The organism is Cyanobium sp. A1C-AMD, from assembly GCF_024346495.1.
Classification (GTDB): Bacteria; Cyanobacteriota; Cyanobacteriia; order PCC-6307; family Cyanobiaceae; genus Cyanobium_A; species Cyanobium_A usitatum.
The window spans coordinates 12,017-29,642 of the sequence record NZ_JAGQDB010000022.1; the positions used below are offsets into that span (position 1 = coordinate 12,017).

General features: G+C 62.2%; 29 protein-coding genes and 1 tRNA gene. 29 read left to right on the forward strand and 1 reads right to left on the reverse strand.

Annotated elements, in window-relative coordinates; all coding sequences use genetic code 11:
• Nucleotides 1-11 precede the first annotated feature (11 nt).
• From rplB to prfA, 27 genes are all read left to right on the forward strand, one after another.
• Nucleotides 12-875 carry a 50S ribosomal protein L2 gene (gene rplB, locus KBY74_RS05525; RefSeq protein WP_254937624.1) on the forward strand — a complete coding sequence of 288 codons (864 nt, stop codon included), beginning with the start codon at nt 12-14 and terminating at the stop codon, nt 873-875.
• 35 nt (nt 876-910) lie between these two features.
• Nucleotides 911-1,186 (forward strand): 30S ribosomal protein S19, encoded by a 276-nt coding sequence (rpsS, locus tag KBY74_RS05530; RefSeq protein WP_106632383.1) that lies wholly within the window; start codon nt 911-913, stop codon nt 1,184-1,186.
• Nucleotides 1,187-1,190: 4 nt separating this feature from the next.
• On the forward strand, nt 1,191-1,544 hold the full coding sequence (gene rplV, locus KBY74_RS05535; protein WP_106632384.1) for a 50S ribosomal protein L22: 354 nt from the start codon (nt 1,191-1,193) through the stop codon (nt 1,542-1,544).
• 19 nt (nt 1,545-1,563) lie between these two features.
• The gene (gene rpsC / locus KBY74_RS05540; protein WP_106632385.1) at nt 1,564-2,292 is read left to right on the forward strand and encodes a 30S ribosomal protein S3; all 729 of its coding nucleotides are present in this window, start codon (nt 1,564-1,566) and stop codon (nt 2,290-2,292) included.
• 16 nt (nt 2,293-2,308) lie between these two features.
• Nucleotides 2,309-2,752 carry a 50S ribosomal protein L16 gene (gene rplP, locus KBY74_RS05545; protein WP_254941846.1) on the forward strand — a complete coding sequence of 148 codons (444 nt, stop codon included), beginning with the start codon at nt 2,309-2,311 and terminating at the stop codon, nt 2,750-2,752.
• 3 nt (nt 2,753-2,755) lie between these two features.
• On the forward strand, nt 2,756-2,980 hold the full coding sequence (gene rpmC, locus KBY74_RS05550) for a 50S ribosomal protein L29 (RefSeq protein WP_106632387.1): 225 nt from the start codon (nt 2,756-2,758) through the stop codon (nt 2,978-2,980).
• 16 nt (nt 2,981-2,996) lie between these two features.
• Nucleotides 2,997-3,248: a 30S ribosomal protein S17 gene (gene rpsQ / locus KBY74_RS05555; RefSeq protein ID WP_094560052.1), complete on the forward strand. Its 252-nt coding sequence runs from the start codon at nt 2,997-2,999 to the stop codon at nt 3,246-3,248.
• 12 nt (nt 3,249-3,260) lie between these two features.
• Nucleotides 3,261-3,626: a 50S ribosomal protein L14 gene (gene rplN / locus KBY74_RS05560; protein ID WP_106632388.1), complete on the forward strand. Its 366-nt coding sequence runs from the start codon at nt 3,261-3,263 to the stop codon at nt 3,624-3,626.
• 1 nt (nt 3,627) lies between these two features.
• Complete coding sequence (gene rplX, locus KBY74_RS05565; RefSeq protein WP_254941847.1) at nt 3,628-3,984, forward strand: 50S ribosomal protein L24; 357 nt, start codon at nt 3,628-3,630, stop codon at nt 3,982-3,984.
• A gap of 107 nt (nt 3,985-4,091) precedes the next feature.
• The gene (rplE, locus tag KBY74_RS05570) at nt 4,092-4,631 is read left to right on the forward strand and encodes a 50S ribosomal protein L5 (protein ID WP_254941848.1); all 540 of its coding nucleotides are present in this window, start codon (nt 4,092-4,094) and stop codon (nt 4,629-4,631) included.
• Nucleotides 4,632-4,650: 19 nt separating this feature from the next.
• A complete protein-coding gene (rpsH, locus tag KBY74_RS05575) occupies nt 4,651-5,052 on the forward strand; it encodes a 30S ribosomal protein S8 (protein WP_254941849.1) in 402 nt (133 codons plus the stop codon).
• A gap of 17 nt (nt 5,053-5,069) precedes the next feature.
• Nucleotides 5,070-5,609 carry a 50S ribosomal protein L6 gene (gene rplF / locus KBY74_RS05580; protein ID WP_254937630.1) on the forward strand — a complete coding sequence of 180 codons (540 nt, stop codon included), beginning with the start codon at nt 5,070-5,072 and terminating at the stop codon, nt 5,607-5,609.
• A gap of 32 nt (nt 5,610-5,641) precedes the next feature.
• Nucleotides 5,642-6,007, forward strand: a complete 366-nt coding sequence (rplR, locus tag KBY74_RS05585; RefSeq protein WP_106632393.1) for a 50S ribosomal protein L18 — start codon at nt 5,642-5,644, stop codon at nt 6,005-6,007.
• Nucleotides 6,008-6,021: 14 nt separating this feature from the next.
• Nucleotides 6,022-6,675: a 30S ribosomal protein S5 gene (gene rpsE, locus KBY74_RS05590; protein WP_106632394.1), complete on the forward strand. Its 654-nt coding sequence runs from the start codon at nt 6,022-6,024 to the stop codon at nt 6,673-6,675.
• Between the two features lie 9 nt (nt 6,676-6,684).
• Nucleotides 6,685-7,134 (forward strand): 50S ribosomal protein L15, encoded by a 450-nt coding sequence (gene rplO / locus KBY74_RS05595; protein WP_106632395.1) that lies wholly within the window; start codon nt 6,685-6,687, stop codon nt 7,132-7,134.
• Nucleotides 7,135-7,236: 102 nt separating this feature from the next.
• Complete coding sequence (gene secY / locus KBY74_RS05600; RefSeq protein WP_106632396.1) at nt 7,237-8,556, forward strand: preprotein translocase subunit SecY; 1,320 nt, start codon at nt 7,237-7,239, stop codon at nt 8,554-8,556.
• Between the two features lie 61 nt (nt 8,557-8,617).
• Entirely contained in the window at nt 8,618-9,181 is a 564-nt protein-coding gene (locus KBY74_RS05605; RefSeq protein WP_254941850.1) for an adenylate kinase, read from the forward strand.
• A 65-nt stretch (nt 9,182-9,246) separates the two neighbouring features.
• On the forward strand, nt 9,247-9,360 hold the full coding sequence (rpmJ, locus tag KBY74_RS05610; protein ID WP_048018126.1) for a 50S ribosomal protein L36: 114 nt from the start codon (nt 9,247-9,249) through the stop codon (nt 9,358-9,360).
• Between the two features lie 93 nt (nt 9,361-9,453).
• Nucleotides 9,454-9,819, forward strand: coding sequence for a 30S ribosomal protein S13 (gene rpsM, locus KBY74_RS05615; RefSeq protein ID WP_106632398.1), 366 nt, complete (start codon nt 9,454-9,456; stop codon nt 9,817-9,819).
• Nucleotides 9,820-9,936: 117 nt separating this feature from the next.
• Entirely contained in the window at nt 9,937-10,329 is a 393-nt protein-coding gene (gene rpsK / locus KBY74_RS05620; protein ID WP_010311626.1) for a 30S ribosomal protein S11, read from the forward strand.
• Between the two features lie 58 nt (nt 10,330-10,387).
• Nucleotides 10,388-11,326: a DNA-directed RNA polymerase subunit alpha gene (locus KBY74_RS05625; RefSeq protein WP_254941851.1), complete on the forward strand. Its 939-nt coding sequence runs from the start codon at nt 10,388-10,390 to the stop codon at nt 11,324-11,326.
• A 44-nt stretch (nt 11,327-11,370) separates the two neighbouring features.
• Nucleotides 11,371-11,721 carry a 50S ribosomal protein L17 gene (gene rplQ / locus KBY74_RS05630; protein WP_106632400.1) on the forward strand — a complete coding sequence of 117 codons (351 nt, stop codon included), beginning with the start codon at nt 11,371-11,373 and terminating at the stop codon, nt 11,719-11,721.
• Nucleotides 11,722-11,792: 71 nt separating this feature from the next.
• On the forward strand, nt 11,793-12,713 hold the full coding sequence (gene truA / locus KBY74_RS05635; RefSeq protein ID WP_254941852.1) for a tRNA pseudouridine(38-40) synthase TruA: 921 nt from the start codon (nt 11,793-11,795) through the stop codon (nt 12,711-12,713).
• An 81-nt stretch (nt 12,714-12,794) separates the two neighbouring features.
• The gene (rplM, locus tag KBY74_RS05640; protein ID WP_254941853.1) at nt 12,795-13,247 is read left to right on the forward strand and encodes a 50S ribosomal protein L13; all 453 of its coding nucleotides are present in this window, start codon (nt 12,795-12,797) and stop codon (nt 13,245-13,247) included.
• Entirely contained in the window at nt 13,244-13,645 is a 402-nt protein-coding gene (gene rpsI / locus KBY74_RS05645; protein ID WP_106632403.1) for a 30S ribosomal protein S9, read from the forward strand. The genes rplM and rpsI overlap by 4 nt, the downstream gene beginning before the upstream one ends.
• 33 nt (nt 13,646-13,678) lie before the next feature.
• Nucleotides 13,679-13,993, forward strand: a complete 315-nt coding sequence (rpmE, locus tag KBY74_RS05650) for a 50S ribosomal protein L31 (RefSeq protein ID WP_254941854.1) — start codon at nt 13,679-13,681, stop codon at nt 13,991-13,993.
• A gap of 94 nt (nt 13,994-14,087) precedes the next feature.
• Nucleotides 14,088-15,185, forward strand: a complete 1,098-nt coding sequence (prfA, locus tag KBY74_RS05655; RefSeq protein WP_106632405.1) for a peptide chain release factor 1 — start codon at nt 14,088-14,090, stop codon at nt 15,183-15,185.
• 6 nt (nt 15,186-15,191) lie between these two features.
• On the opposite strand, the gene KBY74_RS05660 is transcribed toward prfA, so the two are convergent.
• A complete protein-coding gene (locus tag KBY74_RS05660; RefSeq protein ID WP_254941855.1) occupies nt 15,192-15,692 on the reverse strand; it encodes an HNH endonuclease in 501 nt (166 codons plus the stop codon).
• Nucleotides 15,693-15,742: 50 nt separating this feature from the next.
• On the opposite strand from KBY74_RS05660, the gene alr reads away from it, so the two are divergent.
• The gene (gene alr, locus KBY74_RS05665; RefSeq protein ID WP_254941856.1) at nt 15,743-16,960 is read left to right on the forward strand and encodes an alanine racemase; all 1,218 of its coding nucleotides are present in this window, start codon (nt 15,743-15,745) and stop codon (nt 16,958-16,960) included.
• Nucleotides 16,961-16,978: 18 nt separating this feature from the next.
• A tRNA-Ser gene (locus KBY74_RS05670) sits at nt 16,979-17,067 on the forward strand.
• The last annotated feature ends 559 nt before the right edge of the window (nt 17,068-17,626 follow it).

Below are 17,626 nucleotides of genomic sequence, written 5' to 3' on the forward strand. Positions count from 1 at the left end.
TCTGAAAAGAAATGGCTATCCGTAAATACCGACCCATCACCCCCGGCACCCGTACCCGTGTCGCCAGCGACTTCTCCGAAGTAACTGGCCGCGAACGGGAGCGAGGCTTGGTGGTCGCCAAACACCGCCGCAAAGGCCGCAACAACCGTGGCGTGATCACCTGCCGCCACCGCGGCGGTGGTCACAAGCGCCTCTACCGCATCGTCGACTTCCGCCGCGACAAGCTGGGAGTCGTCGCCAAAGTGGCGGCCATCCACTACGACCCGCACCGCAACGCCCGCCTAGCGCTGCTCTTCTACGCCGATGGCGAGAAGCGCTACATCCTTGCTCCGGCTGGCATTGAGATCGGACAGCAGGTGATCTCCGGACCCGAGTCGCCGATTGAAACGGGGAATGCCCTGCCTCTTTCTGCCATCCCCCTCGGCTCCAGCGTTCACAACGTGGAGCTCTATGCCGGTCGGGGCGGCCAGATGGTCCGCACGGCTGGTGCCAGTGCCCAAGTGGTTGCCAAAGAGGGCGACTACGTAGCCCTCAAGCTGCCTTCCACCGAGGTGCGCCTTGTGCGCCGCGAGTGCTACGCCACCCTTGGTGAAGTTGGCAACTCCGAAGTGCGCAACACCAGCCTGGGCAAGGCTGGTCGCAAGCGCTGGCTTGGTCGCCGGCCTGAAGTGCGTGGATCGGTGATGAACCCCTGCGACCACCCTCACGGTGGTGGTGAGGGCCGTGCCCCGATCGGCCGCTCTGGTCCGGTCACCCCCTGGGGCAAGCCTGCCCTTGGCTACAAAACCCGTAAGCGGAACAAACCCAGCAATCGGTTTGTGCTCCGGAAACGTCGCCGTACCTCCAAACGGAGCCGTGGCGGACGCGATTCCTGATGATCAACACCGCTTTGCTGTTCGCTTAATCAACCATGGGACGTTCGCTCAAAAAAGGACCGTTTGTTGCCGACAGCCTGCTTCGCAAGGTTGAAAAGCAAAACGGCGCAGATGACAAGTCCGTGATCAAAACCTGGTCACGTGCTTCCACCATCCTGCCGATGATGATCGGCCACACCATTGCCGTTCACAACGGCAAATCCCATGTTCCCGTCTACGTGACGGAACAGATGGTGGGCCACAAACTCGGGGAATTTGCCCCCACCCGCACCTTCCGGGGCCACATCAAGGATAAGAAAGGAGGCCGCTGACGCTATGGCAAACACACCTTCCAACCAGGCTCTCGCCCACGGCCGCTTCATCCGCGGTTCCGTATCCAAGGTGCGAAGAGTTCTCGACCAGATCCGTGGCCGCAGCTATCGCGAGGCCCTGATCATGCTCGAGTTCATGCCTTACCGCTCAACCGGCCCAATCACCAAGGTGTTGCGCTCGGCTGTGGCTAACGCCGAGAACAATCTCGGCCTGGACCCCTCGACATTGGTAATCGCTTCAGCGATCGCCGACATGGGTCCCTGCCTGAAGCGCTTCCGCCCACGCGCCCAGGGTCGTGCCTACGCGATCAAAAAACAAACCTGCCACATCAGCATTGCTGTGGCTCCTTCCACCTAACCCCCGAGGACACCGAAAGATGGGACACAAGATCCATCCAACCGGCCTGCGCCTGGGGATTACCCAGGATCACCGCTCGCGTTGGTACGCCCCAAGTAAGACCTATCCAATCCTGCTTCAGGAAGACGACCGCATTCGCAAGTTCGTCCATAAGAAGTACGGCGCCGCAGGCATCAGCGACGTGCTTATTGCCCGTAAGGCAGATCAACTAGAAGTTGAACTCAAGACCGCCCGTCCCGGCGTGCTTGTTGGCCGTCAGGGCAGCGGCATCGAGGAGCTACGTACCGGCATTCAGAAAACCCTCGGTGATGCCAACCGTCAGGTGCGCATCAACGTGGTGGAGGTAGAGCGGGTCGATGCCGACTCGTTCTTGCTGGCTGAATACATCGCCCAGCAACTGGAGAAGCGCGTTGCCTTCCGCCGCGTCATCCGCATGGCCGTGCAACGGGCCCAGCGGGCTGGCGTGCTCGGCCTGAAAATCATGGTGGCTGGCCGACTCAACGGCGCCGAGATCGCCCGGACCGAATGGACCCGGGAAGGTCGCGTGCCCCTGCACACCCTGCGTGCCGACATCGACTACGCAACCAAGCTGGCCAGCACCACCTACGGAGTGCTGGGTATCAAGGTGTGGATTTTCAAAGGCGAGGTGCTACCTGGCCAGAAAGAGCAGTTGCCCGTTGGTGCTGCGCCCCGCCGCCGGACCAGCCGGCAGCCGCAACAGTTTGAAGACCGCTCTAACAAAGAGTGATCCGGAGCCCTGAACCATGCTGAGTCCAAGACGCGTCAAATTCCGCAAACAACAGCGAGGCCGCATGCGCGGTGTCGCTACCCGGGGCAACACGATTGCCTTCGGGGAGTTTGCACTGCAGGCCCAGGAATGTGGCTGGATCACCTCCCGCCAGATTGAAGCCAGCCGCCGAGCCATGACCCGCCACGTCAAACGCGGCGGCAAGATCTGGATCCGGATCTTCCCTGACAAACCAGTCACCATGCGCGCCGCCGAAACCCGTATGGGTTCCGGTAAGGGCAACCCGGAATTCTGGGTAGCCGTAATCAAACCGGGGCGCATTCTGTTTGAAATGGGTGGTCCTGAAATCACCCCCGAGATCGCCAAGGAAGCCATGCGCCTGGCGCAGTTCAAGCTTCCCCTCAAGACCAAATTCCTGAGCCTGGCGGATCAGGAAACCGCAGCCCCAGTGGAGGCCTGACCGATGGCAAAACCCAACATTGCCGATGTGCGCAAGCTCACCGGTGACCAGATCAACGAACAGGTCAACGCCACCAGGCGTGAACTGTTTGAGTTGCGCTTCCAGCAAGCCACCCGCCGGCTGGAAACTACTCACCGCTTCAAGGAGGCTCGCATCAAGCTGGCCCACCTGATGACGGTGCAGCAGGAGCAGCAACGCTCCGCCGCCACGGCTGCTTCAGCCTCCTGATACCCCCTCGATCCCCATGGCACTCAAGGAAAGGGTCGGCACCGTCGTCAGCGACAAGATGGACAAAACGGTGGTGGTGGCGGTGGAAAACCGCTTCCCCCATCCCATCTATCAAAAGACGGTCAGCCGCACCACCAGATACAAAGCCCACGATGAAGCGAACAGCTGCAAAGTGGGTGACCGGGTTCGCATCACCGAGACCCGCCCGCTCAGTCGCACCAAGCGCTGGACCGTGGCCGAAGTTCTCACCAACAGCACCGCCGGTTGAGGAGAACTCCTAATGATCCAACAAGAAACCTATTTAAACGTCGCTGATAACAGCGGCGCCAAGCGCATCCAATGCATCCGGGTGCTCGGCACCAACCGTCGCTACGCCCACGTGGGCGACGTGATCGTGGCAGCCGTCAAGGATGCCATGCCCAACATGGGTGTCAAAAAATCGGATGTGGTCAAAGCCGTAGTGGTGCGCACCAAAGCCACCCTGCGCCGTGACACCGGCAATTCAATCCGGTTTGACGACAACGCAGCCGTGATCTTGGGTAACGACAACAACCCCAAGGGAACCCGAGTCTTCGGCCCGGTTGCCCGTGAACTGCGCGAGCGCAACTTCACCAAGATCGTTTCCCTCGCTCCGGAGGTCATCTGAAATGGCGACCGCAACTCCCAAGGCAAAACCCGCTGAGCGCATCAAGATGCGCCTCAAAAAGGGTGACACCGTCCAGCTGATCTCCGGCAAGGACAAGGGCAAAACCGGAGAGGTGCTACGCACCCTTCCCTATGAAAATCGTGTCGTAGTGCAGGGAATCAACCTGCGTACCCGCCACGTCAAACCCACCCAGGAAGGCGAGAGTGGCCGCATCGTCACCGAGGAAGCCTCTGTGCATGCCTCGAATGTGATGCTCTACTCCAGCTCAAAACAGGTGGCAAGCCGCGTCGAAATCGTGGTGGAGAAAGACGGCACCAAAAAGCGTCGCCTCAAGAAGACAGGAGAAATCCTCGATTGAGCTCCAGAGGCGTGCCCCGCGATCACTCGCACAGGCCCCGCCAACTTCAACTCCAGTCCCTGTCAGCCTTCTGACCCAGACCAGAAGCGCACCCCCCTCTCCCCGTCATGTCACTGAAAAAGCGCTACCGGGAGTCGATTCAGCCCAAACTCCTAAAGGACCTGAATCTCTCCAATATTCACGAAGTTCCCAAGGTGGTGAAAGTCACCATCAACAGGGGCCTCGGTGAAGCCGCCCAGAATGCCAAAGCCCTCGAGGCCTCAATCACCGAACTGGCCACAATCACTGGCCAAAAAGTGGTGGTGACTCGAGCAAAAAAAGCAATCGCCGGCTTCAAAATTCGCCAGGGGATGCCAATCGGTGTCGCCGTCACCCTGCGTGGTGAGCGGATGTATGCCTTCCTGGAGCGCCTAATCAATCTTGCTCTGCCTCGCATCCGCGACTTCCGCGGTGTGAGCCCCAAGAGCTTTGACGGCCGGGGGAATTACACCCTGGGGATCCGCGAACAAATCATTTTCCCTGAGATCTCCTTCGACAAAATCGATGCGATCCGGGGGATGGACGTCACGATTGTGACCAACGCCCGTAACGACGAAGAGGGCCGGGCCCTCCTCCGCGAGATGGGAATGCCGTTCCGCAGCAACTGAGCCCTCTTCGGACCCGACCATGGCCAATCACGACCCAATTTCAGACATGCTCACCCGCATTCGCAATGCGAGTGAGAAGCGCCACGAGACCACCAAGATTCCTGCATCCCGACTGGTGCGTAACGTCGCCAATGTGCTGCAGCAGGAAGGCTTCATCGCCGCAATCACCGAAGAAGGTGAGGGCGTCACGAAGCAATTGGTGCTTGAGCTCAAGTACAGCGGCAAGCATCGCCAGCCCACGATTCGCTCTGTCCAGCGAGTCAGCAAGCCAGGCCTGCGCATTTACAAGAACAATCGCCAGTTGCCCAAAGTTTGGGGCGGCCTGGGAGTTGCCATCATCTCTACGTCGAAAGGGGTGATGAGCGACCGCGATGCCCGTAAGCAGGGCGTCGGTGGCGAAGTGCTCTGCTACGTCTACTGAATCTGGGAGATTGATCCATGTCTCGTATTGGTAAAGCGCCGATTCCCCTCCCCGACAAGGTGAGTGTCAGCCTCAATGGCTTGGCAGTCACCGTGAAGGGTCCTAAGGGCGAACTCAGCCGCACCCTGCCCGAAGGGGTGCAGATCTCCCAGGACGGCAACACCCTGGTGGTGAGCCCCAGCAGCGAAACCCGTCGCTCCCGCGAGCGCCACGGTCTCTGCCGCACGCTTGTCGCCAACATGGTGGAAGGCGTCAGCCAGGGATACACCCGCAAGCTGGAAATTATTGGCGTTGGCTATCGCGCCGCCGTCCAAGGCACAAAGCTTGTGGTCTCAGCTGGCTACAGCCACCAGGTGGAGATGGTGCCCCCCGAGGGCGTCACCTTCGCCGTAGAGGGAAACACCACCGTGTTTGTCTCCGGTGCCAACAAGGAATTGGTGGGCAACGAAGCTGCCAAGGTGCGTGCCATTCGTCCGCCCGAGCCTTACAAGGGCAAGGGCATCAAGTACGAGGGTGAGCGCATCCTGCGCAAGGCCGGTAAGACCGGTAAGAAATGAGGTCTGCCTGAGCGTCGTTACCCTGTATCGCAATGTCATCCATCTCCCGCAAACAGCAGACCCAGAAGCGTCACCGCCGCCTGCGTCGTCAGCTCACTGGCACGTCCTCCCGTCCCCGGTTGGCCGTGTTCCGCTCCAACAACCACATCTACGCCCAGGTCATCGACGACGACGCCCAGAACACCATCTGTGCGGCTTCGACCCTCGACAAGGACCTGCGCACCAACCTCGACGCCAGCTCTACCTGTGATGCCTCCGTGGCGGTAGGCGAGCTGGTAGCCAAACGGGCGCTCGCCCAGGGCATCCAGCAGGTGGTCTTCGATCGAGGCGGCAACCTGTACCACGGCCGGGTCAAGGCCCTGGCTGACGCCGCCCGGGAAGCGGGCCTTCAGTTCTGATCCCTGCTCTCACCATGACCGAAACCAACGATCAAGTTCAGTCCAACGACATCCCGGCCGCGTCGGATGTACCTGCTGCTGCCGAAGGCCAGCAGGATCGCCGCGGTGGTCGGGCTGAAGGCCGAGGCGGCGATAGCCGTCGCGGTGGCGGCCGCGGACGCGACAACCGTCGCGGCCAGGAGCGCGACTCCGAATGGCAGGAGCGGGTGGTGCAAATCCGCCGCGTTTCCAAAACCGTTAAAGGCGGCAAGAAGATGAGCTTCCGGGCCATCGTTGTCGTTGGCAACGAGAAGGGCCAAGTAGGTGTGGGCGTCGGCAAGGCCGGCGACGTGATCGGCGCCGTCCGTAAGGGCGTAGCCGATGGCAAGAAGCACCTGGTCAAGGTGCCCCTAACCCGTCACAACTCCATCCCTACCCTCAGCAACGGCCGTGACGGTGCCGCCAGCGTGCTGATCCGCCCGGCAGCCCCGGGAACCGGGGTAATTGCGGGCGGCTCGATCCGCACGGTGCTCGAATTGGCCGGCATCAAAAATGTGCTGGCCAAGCGCCTCGGATCCAAGACCCCCCTCAACAACGCCCGCGCTGCGATGGAGGCTTTGGCCGGCCTTCGCACGCACAAGGAGACCGCCAAGGAGCGGGGCATCTCCCTAGAGCAGATCTACTCCTAAGGCCTCGTCATGACGTTCAATCTCCAGTCTCTCAAATCCAACCCTGGCGCCCGGCGCCGCAAGCTCCGCAAGGGTCGCGGCATTGCCGCAGGCCAGGGAGCCAGCTGCGGTTTCGGCATGCGCGGCCAGAAGTCCCGTTCGGGTCGGCCGACCCGTCCTGGCTTCGAGGGTGGCCAAATGCCTCTCTACCGCCGCATCCCCAAGCTCAAGCACTTTGAGCTGGTCAACCAGAAGGAGTTCACGATCATCAACGTGGCCAAGCTCGCCGACTGCAAAACCGGCAGCACCATTAGCCTCGATTCCCTGGTGAAGGATGGTCTCGTGACCAGCCCCAAGCACCCCCTCAAGGTGCTTGGCAACGGTGAGCTCTCCGTCAAGCTCACCGTGCAGGCCGCCGCATTTACTGCCAGCGCCCGCACCAAGATCGAAGCTGCCGGTGGCAGCTGCGAAGTCATCTGATCGCCTTGCGGGCCTCCGCCCTAAGGTCTGAGCCGTCCAGTCGAGCCCCGGGCACGCCAAGGGTCTTGATGGGCGGTTTTTTCATGTCCATCACACGCCGCCATGCTTGTTAGCCGGGGTCGCAACCCAAGCGCCGGGGAAATCCTCAGCCAACTGATCCAGTCGAAGGGACTGCGCGACCGGGTGCTAACCACCCTCGGCCTGCTGCTGCTGGTCCGGCTGGGCATCTACATCCCGATGCCAGGCATCGACCGGGTGGCCTTTCAGCAGTTCCTCTCCCAGGGCGGTCAGCTGATCGGGTTCCTGGACATCTTCACCGGGGGCGGCCTGTCCACCCTCGGCGTTTTCGCTCTGGGCATCCTGCCGTTCATCAACGCCTCGATCATCATCCAGCTGCTTACCGCGGCCCTGCCCCAACTGGAGGACCTCCAGAAGAATGAGGGCGAGGCCGGCCGGCGCAAGATCGCCCAGATCACCCGCTACGTAGCTCTGGGCTGGGGCATCCTGCAGAGCCTGGTCTTTGCCCTGATCCTGCGGCAATACGCCACAGAGGGCCTTTCGGAGCCGGTGTTTGTAATCCAAACGGCCCTCGCCCTGGTGACCGGCTCGATGGTGGTGATGTGGATCAGCGAGGTGATCACCGAGCGAGGCATCGGTCAAGGCGCCTCGCTGGTGATCTTCGTCAACATCGTGGCCACCCTGCCCAAGGCCCTGGGATCAACGATCGAGCTGGCCCAGAGCGGTGACCGCAGCACAGTTGGCGGCATTGTCGTGCTGGTTCTGGTTTTCCTGTTGACGATCGTGGGGATCATCTTTGTGCAGGAAGGCAACCGCCGCATCCCAATTGTGAGCGCCAAGCGCCAAGTGGGCGGGGCAGGGGTGCTTGCGGCGCGCCAGAGCTATCTGCCGCTCAAGCTCAACGCCGGCGGGGTGATGCCGATCATTTTTGCCTCGGCCGTGGTTTTCCTGCCGCTCACCATTGCCAACCTCACCCGCAACCCTTGGCTGATCAAGTTGGCGGGATATCTCAACCCCAACAGCAGCACTCCCTGGCTGTACGCCTTGGTGTTCTTCGGCCTGATCTGCGGCTTCGGCTTCTTCTACGCCTCACTCACCGTAAACCCGGTGGACATCGCCACCAACCTCAAACGCAGTGGGGTGGCGATCCCTGGCGTGCGGCCCGGCTCTGCCACTGCCAGCTATCTGAGCGGCGTGCAAAACCGACTCACCCTGCTCGGCGGCTTGTTCCTTGGCGCCGTTGCGATCATTCCCTCAGCCGTGGAAGGGGCCACCCAGGTGCGCACCTTCCAGGGGCTGGGGGCCACCTCCCTGCTGATTCTTGTGGGCGTTGCGATCGACACAGCCAAACAAGTGCAGACCTACGTGATCTCCCAGCGCTACGAGGGCATGGTGCGCGAGTGAGCACCAGCCCCTTGCCTGCGGGCCTCGCAGCAACCCTTTCCTCCAACTTTCAAGTTCAGCGATGAAGCAACGTCTCCTCTTCCTTGGCCCCCCCGGCGCAGGCAAAGGCACCCAAGCCCAGCAACTGGCCGCCGATCGCCAGCTGCTGCATCTCTCTACGGGGGACCTGCTGAGGGCGGAGGTAGCTGCTGGCAGCGATCTGGGCAAGGAAGCCGAGGCCGTAATGGCCCGTGGTGAGCTGGTGAGCGATGCGCTGGTGCTGGCGATTGTGCGTGGCCGGCTGGAAGCACTGGCCGCCAGCGGCGGCGGCGGCGGCTGGTTACTGGATGGCTTCCCCCGCAACCTCGCCCAAGCCGAGGCTCTGGGGCTGTTGCTCGATGAGCTGCAGCAACCGATCGAGCTAGTGGTGCTGATGGAGCTCGACGACGCCGTCTTGATCCAAAGGCTCCTTAGCCGGGGGCGCACTGACGACAACGAAAGCGTGATTCGCCACCGGCTGGAGGTCTACCGGGAACAGACCGCACCTCTTATTCACCACTATCAGCAGCTTGGCTTGCTGCAGGCCATTGAGGCCAATGGCAACGTCGATGCGATCGCCGAACGGATCGACGCCCTGCTCGGCTGAATCACTGAAGGGTGTTGACCAGTGTGGTAGGCTGTCGGTTTGCAAATTAGGAGAGCACAACTCCCATGAAGGTTCGTGCCTCGGTCAAGAGAATGTGCGACAAATGCCGGGTGATTCGTCGCCACGGTCGGGTGATGGTGATCTGCACCAATCCCAAGCACAAGCAGCGCCAAGGCTGACCAGCCCTAGCCAGCGCCCCTTCGGGGGCCAGCTGTGCATCATTTCCCCGCTCCGCTCAGGCGGAGCCCCTTGCCCCCTCATCGAATTACTACGTGGCTCGGATTGCCGGCGTTGATATCCCACGCGAAAAGCGCGTCGAGATTGCCCTCACCTACGTGTATGGCATCGGTCTTACCCGTGCCCAGAAGATTCTGGCCAAATCCGGTGTCAGCCCTGACATCCGGGTAAAAGACCTCAGCGACGCCGACGTACAGAAGTTGCGCGGTGCTGCAGAAACCTTCACCCTCGAAGGCGACCTGCGCCGTCAAGAGGGCATGGCCCTCAAGCGCCTCCAAGACATCGGCTGCGTGCGCGGTCGCCGCCATCGCATGGGTCTGCCCGTGCGCGGCCAGCGCACACGCACCAATGCGCGCACCCGTCGTGGTGCTCGCAAAACCGTGGCCGGCAAGAAGAAGTAAGGCTTCCCCTTCCTTCATCTGCTCCCACCCTGCCGCCAACTGCGCAAGCGACCGGCGTCACCAGGGTGCCCCCCGACGTTCCCCTGATCACCTCCTGCACCAGCAGGCCTTTCCGCCATGGCAAAGCCAGCCAAAAAATCCGGCGCCAAGAAAACGAAGCGCAACGTCCCCAACGGCGTTGCCCACATTCAGAGCACCTTCAACAACACGATCGTGTCGATTACTGACACCGCAGGAGAAGTGATCTCCTGGAGTTCCGCCGGTGCCAGCGGCTTCAAAGGAGCCCGCAAAGGCACACCCTTTGCCGCCCAAACCGCAGCTGAAGCAGCAGCACGCCGCGCCCTCGAGCAGGGCATGCGCCAGATCGAAGTCCTTGTAAGGGGTCCTGGTTCAGGCCGCGAAACCGCAATCCGAGCCCTGCAGGTTGCCGGCCTTGAAATCACCCTGATCCGCGACGTGACTCCCCTTCCCCACAACGGTTGCCGTCGCTCCAAGCGCCGTCGCGTCTGAGTCGTCGTTTCGTTCCTGCCCCCCCTGGGCTTTCTCCAACCTTTCGACCCTTCAGACCGTGTTGCATTACCAAATCGATCGCATTGAGCACCAGGTCGCGGAAGACCGATCCCAGACCGGCACCTTCCTGATCGGCCCGCTCGATCGCGGCCAGGCCACCACGCTTGGCAATGCCCTGCGACGCGTCCTGATCGGCAGCCTCGAAGGCAGTGCCATCACCGCGGTGCGCATTTCCGGAGTCAACCACGAGTACGCCACCGTGCCCGGGGTTCGTGAAGACGTTCTCGACATTCTGCTCAACTGCAAGCAGATCTCCGTTAGCAGCCGCAACCGGGAGCTGGAGATCGGACGCCTAGTGGTGAATGGCCCCGCGACGGTTACCGCCGCGGATCTGCAGTTCTCCTCCCAGGTTCAGGTAATCGATTCAGATCGCCTGATCGCCACCGTGGCTGAAGGCCACAGCCTCGAAATGGAGGTACACGTGGAGCGTGGTGTTGGCTATCGGCCCGTCAATCGCCACAGCGAAGACACCAACGCCATCGACCTTCTTCAGATCGATGCTGTGTTCAAGCCCGTGCGCCGGGTCAACTACACGGTGGATGAAACCGCCGTTGGTGAGGGTGGATCCGCTCGCGAAAGACTGCGCCTGGAGATCGAAACCAATGGCAGCGTCACACCAGACGACGCCATGGCCCAATCAGCCAACCAGCTGATCGGTCTGTTCCAGCCCCTGGCCAGCTTGACCATGGTGGAAGAGCCCGGCCTTGAGCCCGAGCCCTCCGCCGAGGCCCAAATTCCTCTCGAAGAGCTCAACCTCTCCGTGCGGGCCTACAACTGCCTGAAGCGCGCCCAGGTCAACTCCGTGTCCGACCTGATGGGCTTCAGCTACGAAGATCTGCTGGAGATCAAAAACTTCGGCTCCAAATCAGCCGACGAGGTGATCGAAGCGCTGGAGCGCATCGGCATCACCCTGCCCCAGAGCCGCACTAGCGCCTGATCGGCGGCCCCTTTACCGACAGCCTTCTCACCTGAGTCAGCCCTATGAGACACCAGTGCCGAGTCCCCATGCTGGGACGCCCCGCCGACCAACGCAAAGCCATGCTGCGGGGTCTCACCACCCAGCTGATCCGCGAAGGTCGGGTTACCACGACCAAAGCCCGTGCCAAGGCGTTGCGCGATGAAGCTGAGCGCATGATCAGCCTGGCCAAGGACGGCAGCCTGTCTGCCCGTCGCCGCGCCATCGGTTACATCTATGACAAGCAGTTGGTTCATGCCCTGTTTGACAAAGCTCAAGACCGCTATGGCGAGCGCCAAGGTGGCTACACCCGCATCATCCGCACCGTTCCCCGCCGCGGCGATAACGCCGAGATGGCCATCATCGAATTGGTCTAAATCTCTCCCCGTCTGGCGAGATTCCAAACTGCCGCGGTGGCGTAAGCCCACCGCGGTTTTTTAATGGCTGCATGGTGCCCGTGCTGACTCCCGCCCCCGCCCTGCGCCGCATCGCTCTTTGCCTGCAATACGACGGCTCCGCGTACTGCGGCTGGCAGCGGCAACGCAATGCCCACAGCGTGCAGCAGACCCTGGAGCAAGCGATAGCTGGGCTTGACCCCCAGGGGCCCAATCGCACCATGGCTGCTGGCCGCACCGATACGGGCGTGCATGCTGCCGCCCAGGTTGCACACTTCGAAGCTGCTGGGCCAATTCCACCAGAGCGCTGGGCCAAGGCCCTCAATGGTCGGCTACCGGCCACGATCCGCATCCTGGCGGCTGTGGAGGTTGACCCCAGCTGGCACGCCCGCTTCAGCGCTAGCTACCGGCGATATCGCTACACGATCTACAACGCCCGCACCCCCAACCTGTTCCTGGCCCCCTGGAGCTGGCACCGCTATCAGCGCCGGTTGGATGAACAAGCCATGGGCCAGGTCCTGGAGGCCATGCTGGGCGAACACGACTTTTCTGCCTTTCAACGAGCCGGCAGCCGCCGAGCCCACGGCCGCACCACCCTTCAGGAGGTGCGCTTGGAGCGCCAGGGTGACCTGATCAGCGTCGAGTTGCAAGCCAGCGGTTTTCTTTACGGCATGGTGCGTCTGGTGCTGAGCCAACTCGTGGCGGTTGGCGAGGGGCGGCTCAGCGGCTCCGACTTCGAGCGCCGCTGGCGCGAGTGCCAACGCGTGGAAGTAAAAGAGGCAGCACCACCGCAGGGCCTCTGCCTGCTGCGGGTGGGCTACCCCAAACCAGTTTTCCCACGAGCCGCCTGGTATGATTGCCAACCGCGGTATCAGCTCGAGATTTCCGATTCTCCGGATCTCCAGCCTGGTTCAGCCCAGCCTTTCGTCAGTTCAGCGCAGCTACCTCCTGGGGGCGCGCCGGCCAGGCGGTAAGGTCACTGAATCCGGGCGTTGGGTTTCCAACGACCAGCTGTCCTGCCCCACTTCCGGCCTGCCGGTGCCTGATCAGGCGAAATGAACAAGACCCCCCTGCCCTCCATTGATTCCCTCGAACGCCAGTGGTATCTGGTGGACGCAGAGAATCAGACCCTCGGTCGCCTGGCGAGCGAAGTGGCCCAAGTGCTGCGCGGCAAGAACAAGCCCTGCTACACACCCCACCTCGACACCGGCGACTTTGTCATCGTCATCAACGCCGACAAGGTGAAGGTGAGCGGTAACAAGTCGACCCAGAAGATCTACCGCCGCCACTCCGGCCGGCCCGGTGGCATGAAGACCGAAACCTTCGCCCACCTCCAAGCCCGGATCCCTGAGCGGATCGTGGAGAAAGCCATCAAAGGCATGCTTCCCCACAACGCCCTGGGTCGTCAGCTGTTCCGCAAGCTGAAGGTTTACAAGGGTACTGAGCATCCCCACGCTGCCCAACAACCCCAAGCCCTAGCCCTCGATCCCGCCACTGCCGCCCAATGAGCACTAACAAAGTCGTCTATTGGGGTACGGGTCGTCGTAAGACGGCAGTCGCCCGAGTGCGTGTGGTTCCCGGGAACGGCACCGTAACCATCAACGGTCGCCCTGGCGATAACTACCTCAACTACAACCCCGTCTATCTCGCAGCGGTCAAGGCACCACTGCAGACTCTCGGGCTTGCAACTGACTATGACCTGCTAGTCAATGTGCGTGGTGGTGGGCTTACCGGCCAAGCCGACGCCATCAAGCAGGGTGCAGCTCGTGCCCTGTGTGAATTGTCCCCGGACAACCGCAAACCCCTTAAAACAGAAGGCCACCTCAGCCGCGACCCCCGCGCCAAGGAGCGTCGCAAGTACGGCCTGAAGAAAGCTCGTAAGGCGCCTCAGTTCTCCAAGCGCTGATTTCTTCCCTCCGCCATCAGCCCCTTCCCCGTCATGCCCAAGGCCGAAATCCATCCCACCTGGTATCCCGATGCCAAGGTGATTTGCAACGGAGAGGTGGTTATGACCACCGGTTCCACCTCCCCCGAACTCCACGTCGATGTGTGGAGTGGCAACCACCCCTTCTATACAGGCACCCAAAAGATCCTCGACACCGAGGGCCGTGTAGACCGCTTTATGCGCAAGTACGGCATGGGTGGAGCAGATTCACTCTCCAACGCAGCTGCTAAGCAGGAGCCCCAGGTTGAGGCCTCGGCCGAAGCTGCAACCGAAGTTGAGACCGAGGCCCCCGCTGTGGCCGAAACCTGATCTCTGCAGGCCTGATTAAACCCCCCAGCCGGGTGCTTACGGGCACCCGGCTTTGTGTTGTCTGGTGCCCATGCGGGCTCCTCCTATCTCGCTGATGGATCCTTCCCTGCTGCATGAGCGTCTGGAGACGGCCCGCCGCACCTTCGAGACCCTGGAACGCCAGCTGGCCGATCCAGCCGTGGCGGCTAATCCCAGCCAGATGCAGGCCATCGCCCGCGAGAGGGCTCGCCTTGAGCCCTTGGTGCAGGACCACCTGAGCCTGCAGAAACTGCAGCAGGAAGAACGAGAAGCTCGCGCCCTGCTGAAGGAACATCGGGGCGACCTCGCCATGGAGGAACTGGTCAACGAGGAGCTGGCAACCCTGGCGGAAGCCACTGCCAGCCTGCTCGACAAGCTCACGGTGGCCCTACTGCCCCGAGACCCCCGCGATGAACGCAGCGTGATGTTGGAGATCCGCGCCGGCGCCGGTGGCGATGAAGCGGCGATCTGGGCCGGCGATCTAGCCCGCATGTATGAGCGCTACGCCCAAGGGGTGGGCTGGCGGGTGGAACCGGTGAGCGCCTCCGAAGCCGAGCTCGGGGGCTACAAAGAACTGATCCTCGCCATCAAGGGGGATGGGGTTTTCAGTCAGCTGAAGTTTGAGGCCGGCGTGCATCGGGTGCAACGGGTGCCAGCCACCGAGTCCCAGGGCCGGGTGCACACCTCAACCGCCACGGTCGCCGTGATGCCGGAGGCCGATCCCGTGGAGGTTCAGATCGACCCCGGCGACATCGAAATCAGTACCGCCCGCTCCGGTGGCGCCGGCGGCCAAAACGTCAACAAAGTCGAAACGGCCGTAGACCTGTTGCACAAGCCCACCGGCATTCGGGTGTTCTGCACCCAGCAGCGCTCCCAGCTGCAGAACCGCGAGCGCGCCATGGAAATCCTGCGGGCAAAGCTCTATGAGCGCCAGCTGGCAGAAGCCAACGCCCAGCAGCGCTCCACCAGGCTGGCCCAGGTAGGCAGCGGCGACCGCAGCGAGAAAATCCGAACCTACAACTTCAAAGACAGCCGCACCACCGACCACCGCCTAGGCCGCAACTTCGCGCTTGAGCCGGTGCTCAACGGCCAGCTCCACGACCTGATCAGTGCCTCAATCGCCGCCGATCAGAGCCGCCAGCTCGAGGAGCTGGCCCAACAGGTAGCCAGCTGAGCGCTCTCAAGCCCCAATTACATATTTGGCCCACTCGCCATGCTGCCCTGCCGAAATCTGGCGACTGGCTTCAAAGCTGAAGCTGCCCAGGGGCCGATGAGGTGGACGCAGCAGGGGCATCGCGGCCTCCCGCGGCGTGCGGTTGCCCTTGCGGACATTGCAGGGCAGACAGGCTGTGGTGACGTTTTCCCAGGTATCGAGGCCACCACGGCTGCGGGGCACCACATGGTCGACAGAGAGCTGCTGAGCGCTGGCCCCGCAGTACTGGCAGCGATGGCCATCGCGGTGAAACAGGTTGCGGCGGGTCAGGGGCAACGGCTTGTAAGGCACCCGCACGAAATGACGCAGGCGGATCACGGTGGGGAGCAGGGTGTCCTCGCGAATCCTGCGAACCGGGTCATGCTCAAGCCCCTCCGCCTTCCCCTTCAGCACCATCACCACCGCACGACGCCAGGTGGTGATGTTGAGGGGCTCGTAGGACGCGTTTAGAACGAGAACATGGCCCATGCCAGCACCCGTGATCGGCGGCATGCTAGTGGCAATCTTCGCTGTAATCCGTGACCCAGGCGACCGAGACCAGCTGGAGTGCCCAGGCCCATGAGGCCAGCCTGGCTCGGCAACGGGCCTGGGTAGAGGTAAATACCGGCGCCATAAGTGCCAACGCCCGCAGCCTGAAACGCTGCATAGGCAATGGCACCGAGCTGATGGCTGTGGTCAAGGCCGACGGCTATGGCCATGGATCGATCTCCGTGGCCCGGGCCGCCCTCGCTGGTGGAGCTAGTCAGTGCGGTGTCGCCACCCTGAGCGAAGGCATCGAGCTACGCAGGGCTGGCATCGAAGCACCAATCCTGGTGCTCGGCAACCTCACCCAGGTAGAGGAGCTGCGCAGCTGTCTGCACTGGCAGCTCATGCCCACTATCAGCGGCATGCGCGAAGCCCTGCTCTGCCAAAACCTCGCCAGCGGCCAAGGCCGCCCGATGGCCCTGCAGCTCAAGCTCGACACTGGCATGGCTCGGCTCGGGGCCGATTGGCAGGAGGGGCCCAGACTCGTGGCCGCGATCACGGAACTGGAAGCTGTGCAGTTGGCCGGTCTCTATTCCCATCTCGCCAGTGCCGATGCATCAGCGGACGCCGATGACGGGCTCACCGATCAACAGCAGCGCCTTTTCGAGACGGTGCTGCAGGCCCTAGAGCACCAGCGTCTGCAGGCTGGCATCCGCCACCTGGCCAACTCGGCCGGCACCCTGCGCAGCCCAGGGCTGCACTACGACCTAGTGCGAGTCGGCCTGGCGCTATATGGTCACAGTCCGGCGGCCCACCTGGCTTCTGTCACTCCCCTGCAGGGAGCGATGACCCTGCACGCCCGCGTCAGCCTGATTCGGGAGGCGGGCAGCGGGGTGGGGGTGAGCTACGGCCATCGCTTCCGCACCAGCCGCCCCAGCCGTCTAGCCGTTGTTGGCATTGGCTACGCCGATGGCGTGCCTCGCCAACTCTCCAACCAGCTGGAAGTGCTGTTTGCAGGCCAACGTCTGCCCCAAGTGGGAGCCATCACCATGGACCAACTGGTGCTCGATGCAACCGACTGCCCGGGACTGGAGGTGGGGTCGGTGGTGACTCTGCTGGGCCAGGAGGGAAGCGAACAAATCACCCCTACCGACTGGAGCGATCGCTGCCAGACCATCCCCTGGGAAATCCTCTGCGGCTTTAAGCACCGCCTGCCACGACTCACCGCCGCCCAAGCCGCCTGGGAGGCCCCAGGCGATAGGGCTCACTGATAAAGTCGTCAAGCCCCTGGAGAGGTGGCTGAGTGGTTGAAAGCGGCTCCCTGCTAAGGAGTTACAGGAGGCAACTCTTGTCGAGGGTTCGAATCCCTCCCTCTCCGTTTTAAGCAGGATTCACGGCGGAGTCACCACCGCCGCGAGTCCTGCTGGCGACTGACATTGGTGAGTCAGCGATTCTCCAGTAGTGCGACCCAGTACCCGCCCATGGGTGTTGGAAGTGGTGTTAGGTGCCCATTCTTGTGGTGTTGGATGCCCGAATTGCGAAAAGGCAGCCCAGCACTAGATAGCAGCGGGTATGAGCGATGGTTCCACGCCACCTCACCCAGGGAGAGCCAGACCTGACGCTGTTTAAGAGAAAAGTGGGGCGTGAGCGACGGGGACGAAATCTCCGCCCACTTCCTAGACCTATGGACGGGTCGAACGCCGCCATAGATAGTTATTTGAGTAAGGCACTGGTATTGGGTGCGAGCAGCAGCAAGGTTTGTTCACAAAAAAATCCCTGGCGTGTTCGACTCCGCCAGGGATACGCTTCCCGTCGCTCATCACGACTAGCCAACGCTATTAGGTACTTACGCTCAGGCCATGGAGTGATTGCCGCTGGTGTTCATGCGGACACGCTCAAGGAACTCCCATTCCCCAGAGGGGGCAGCAGGTGGCCCA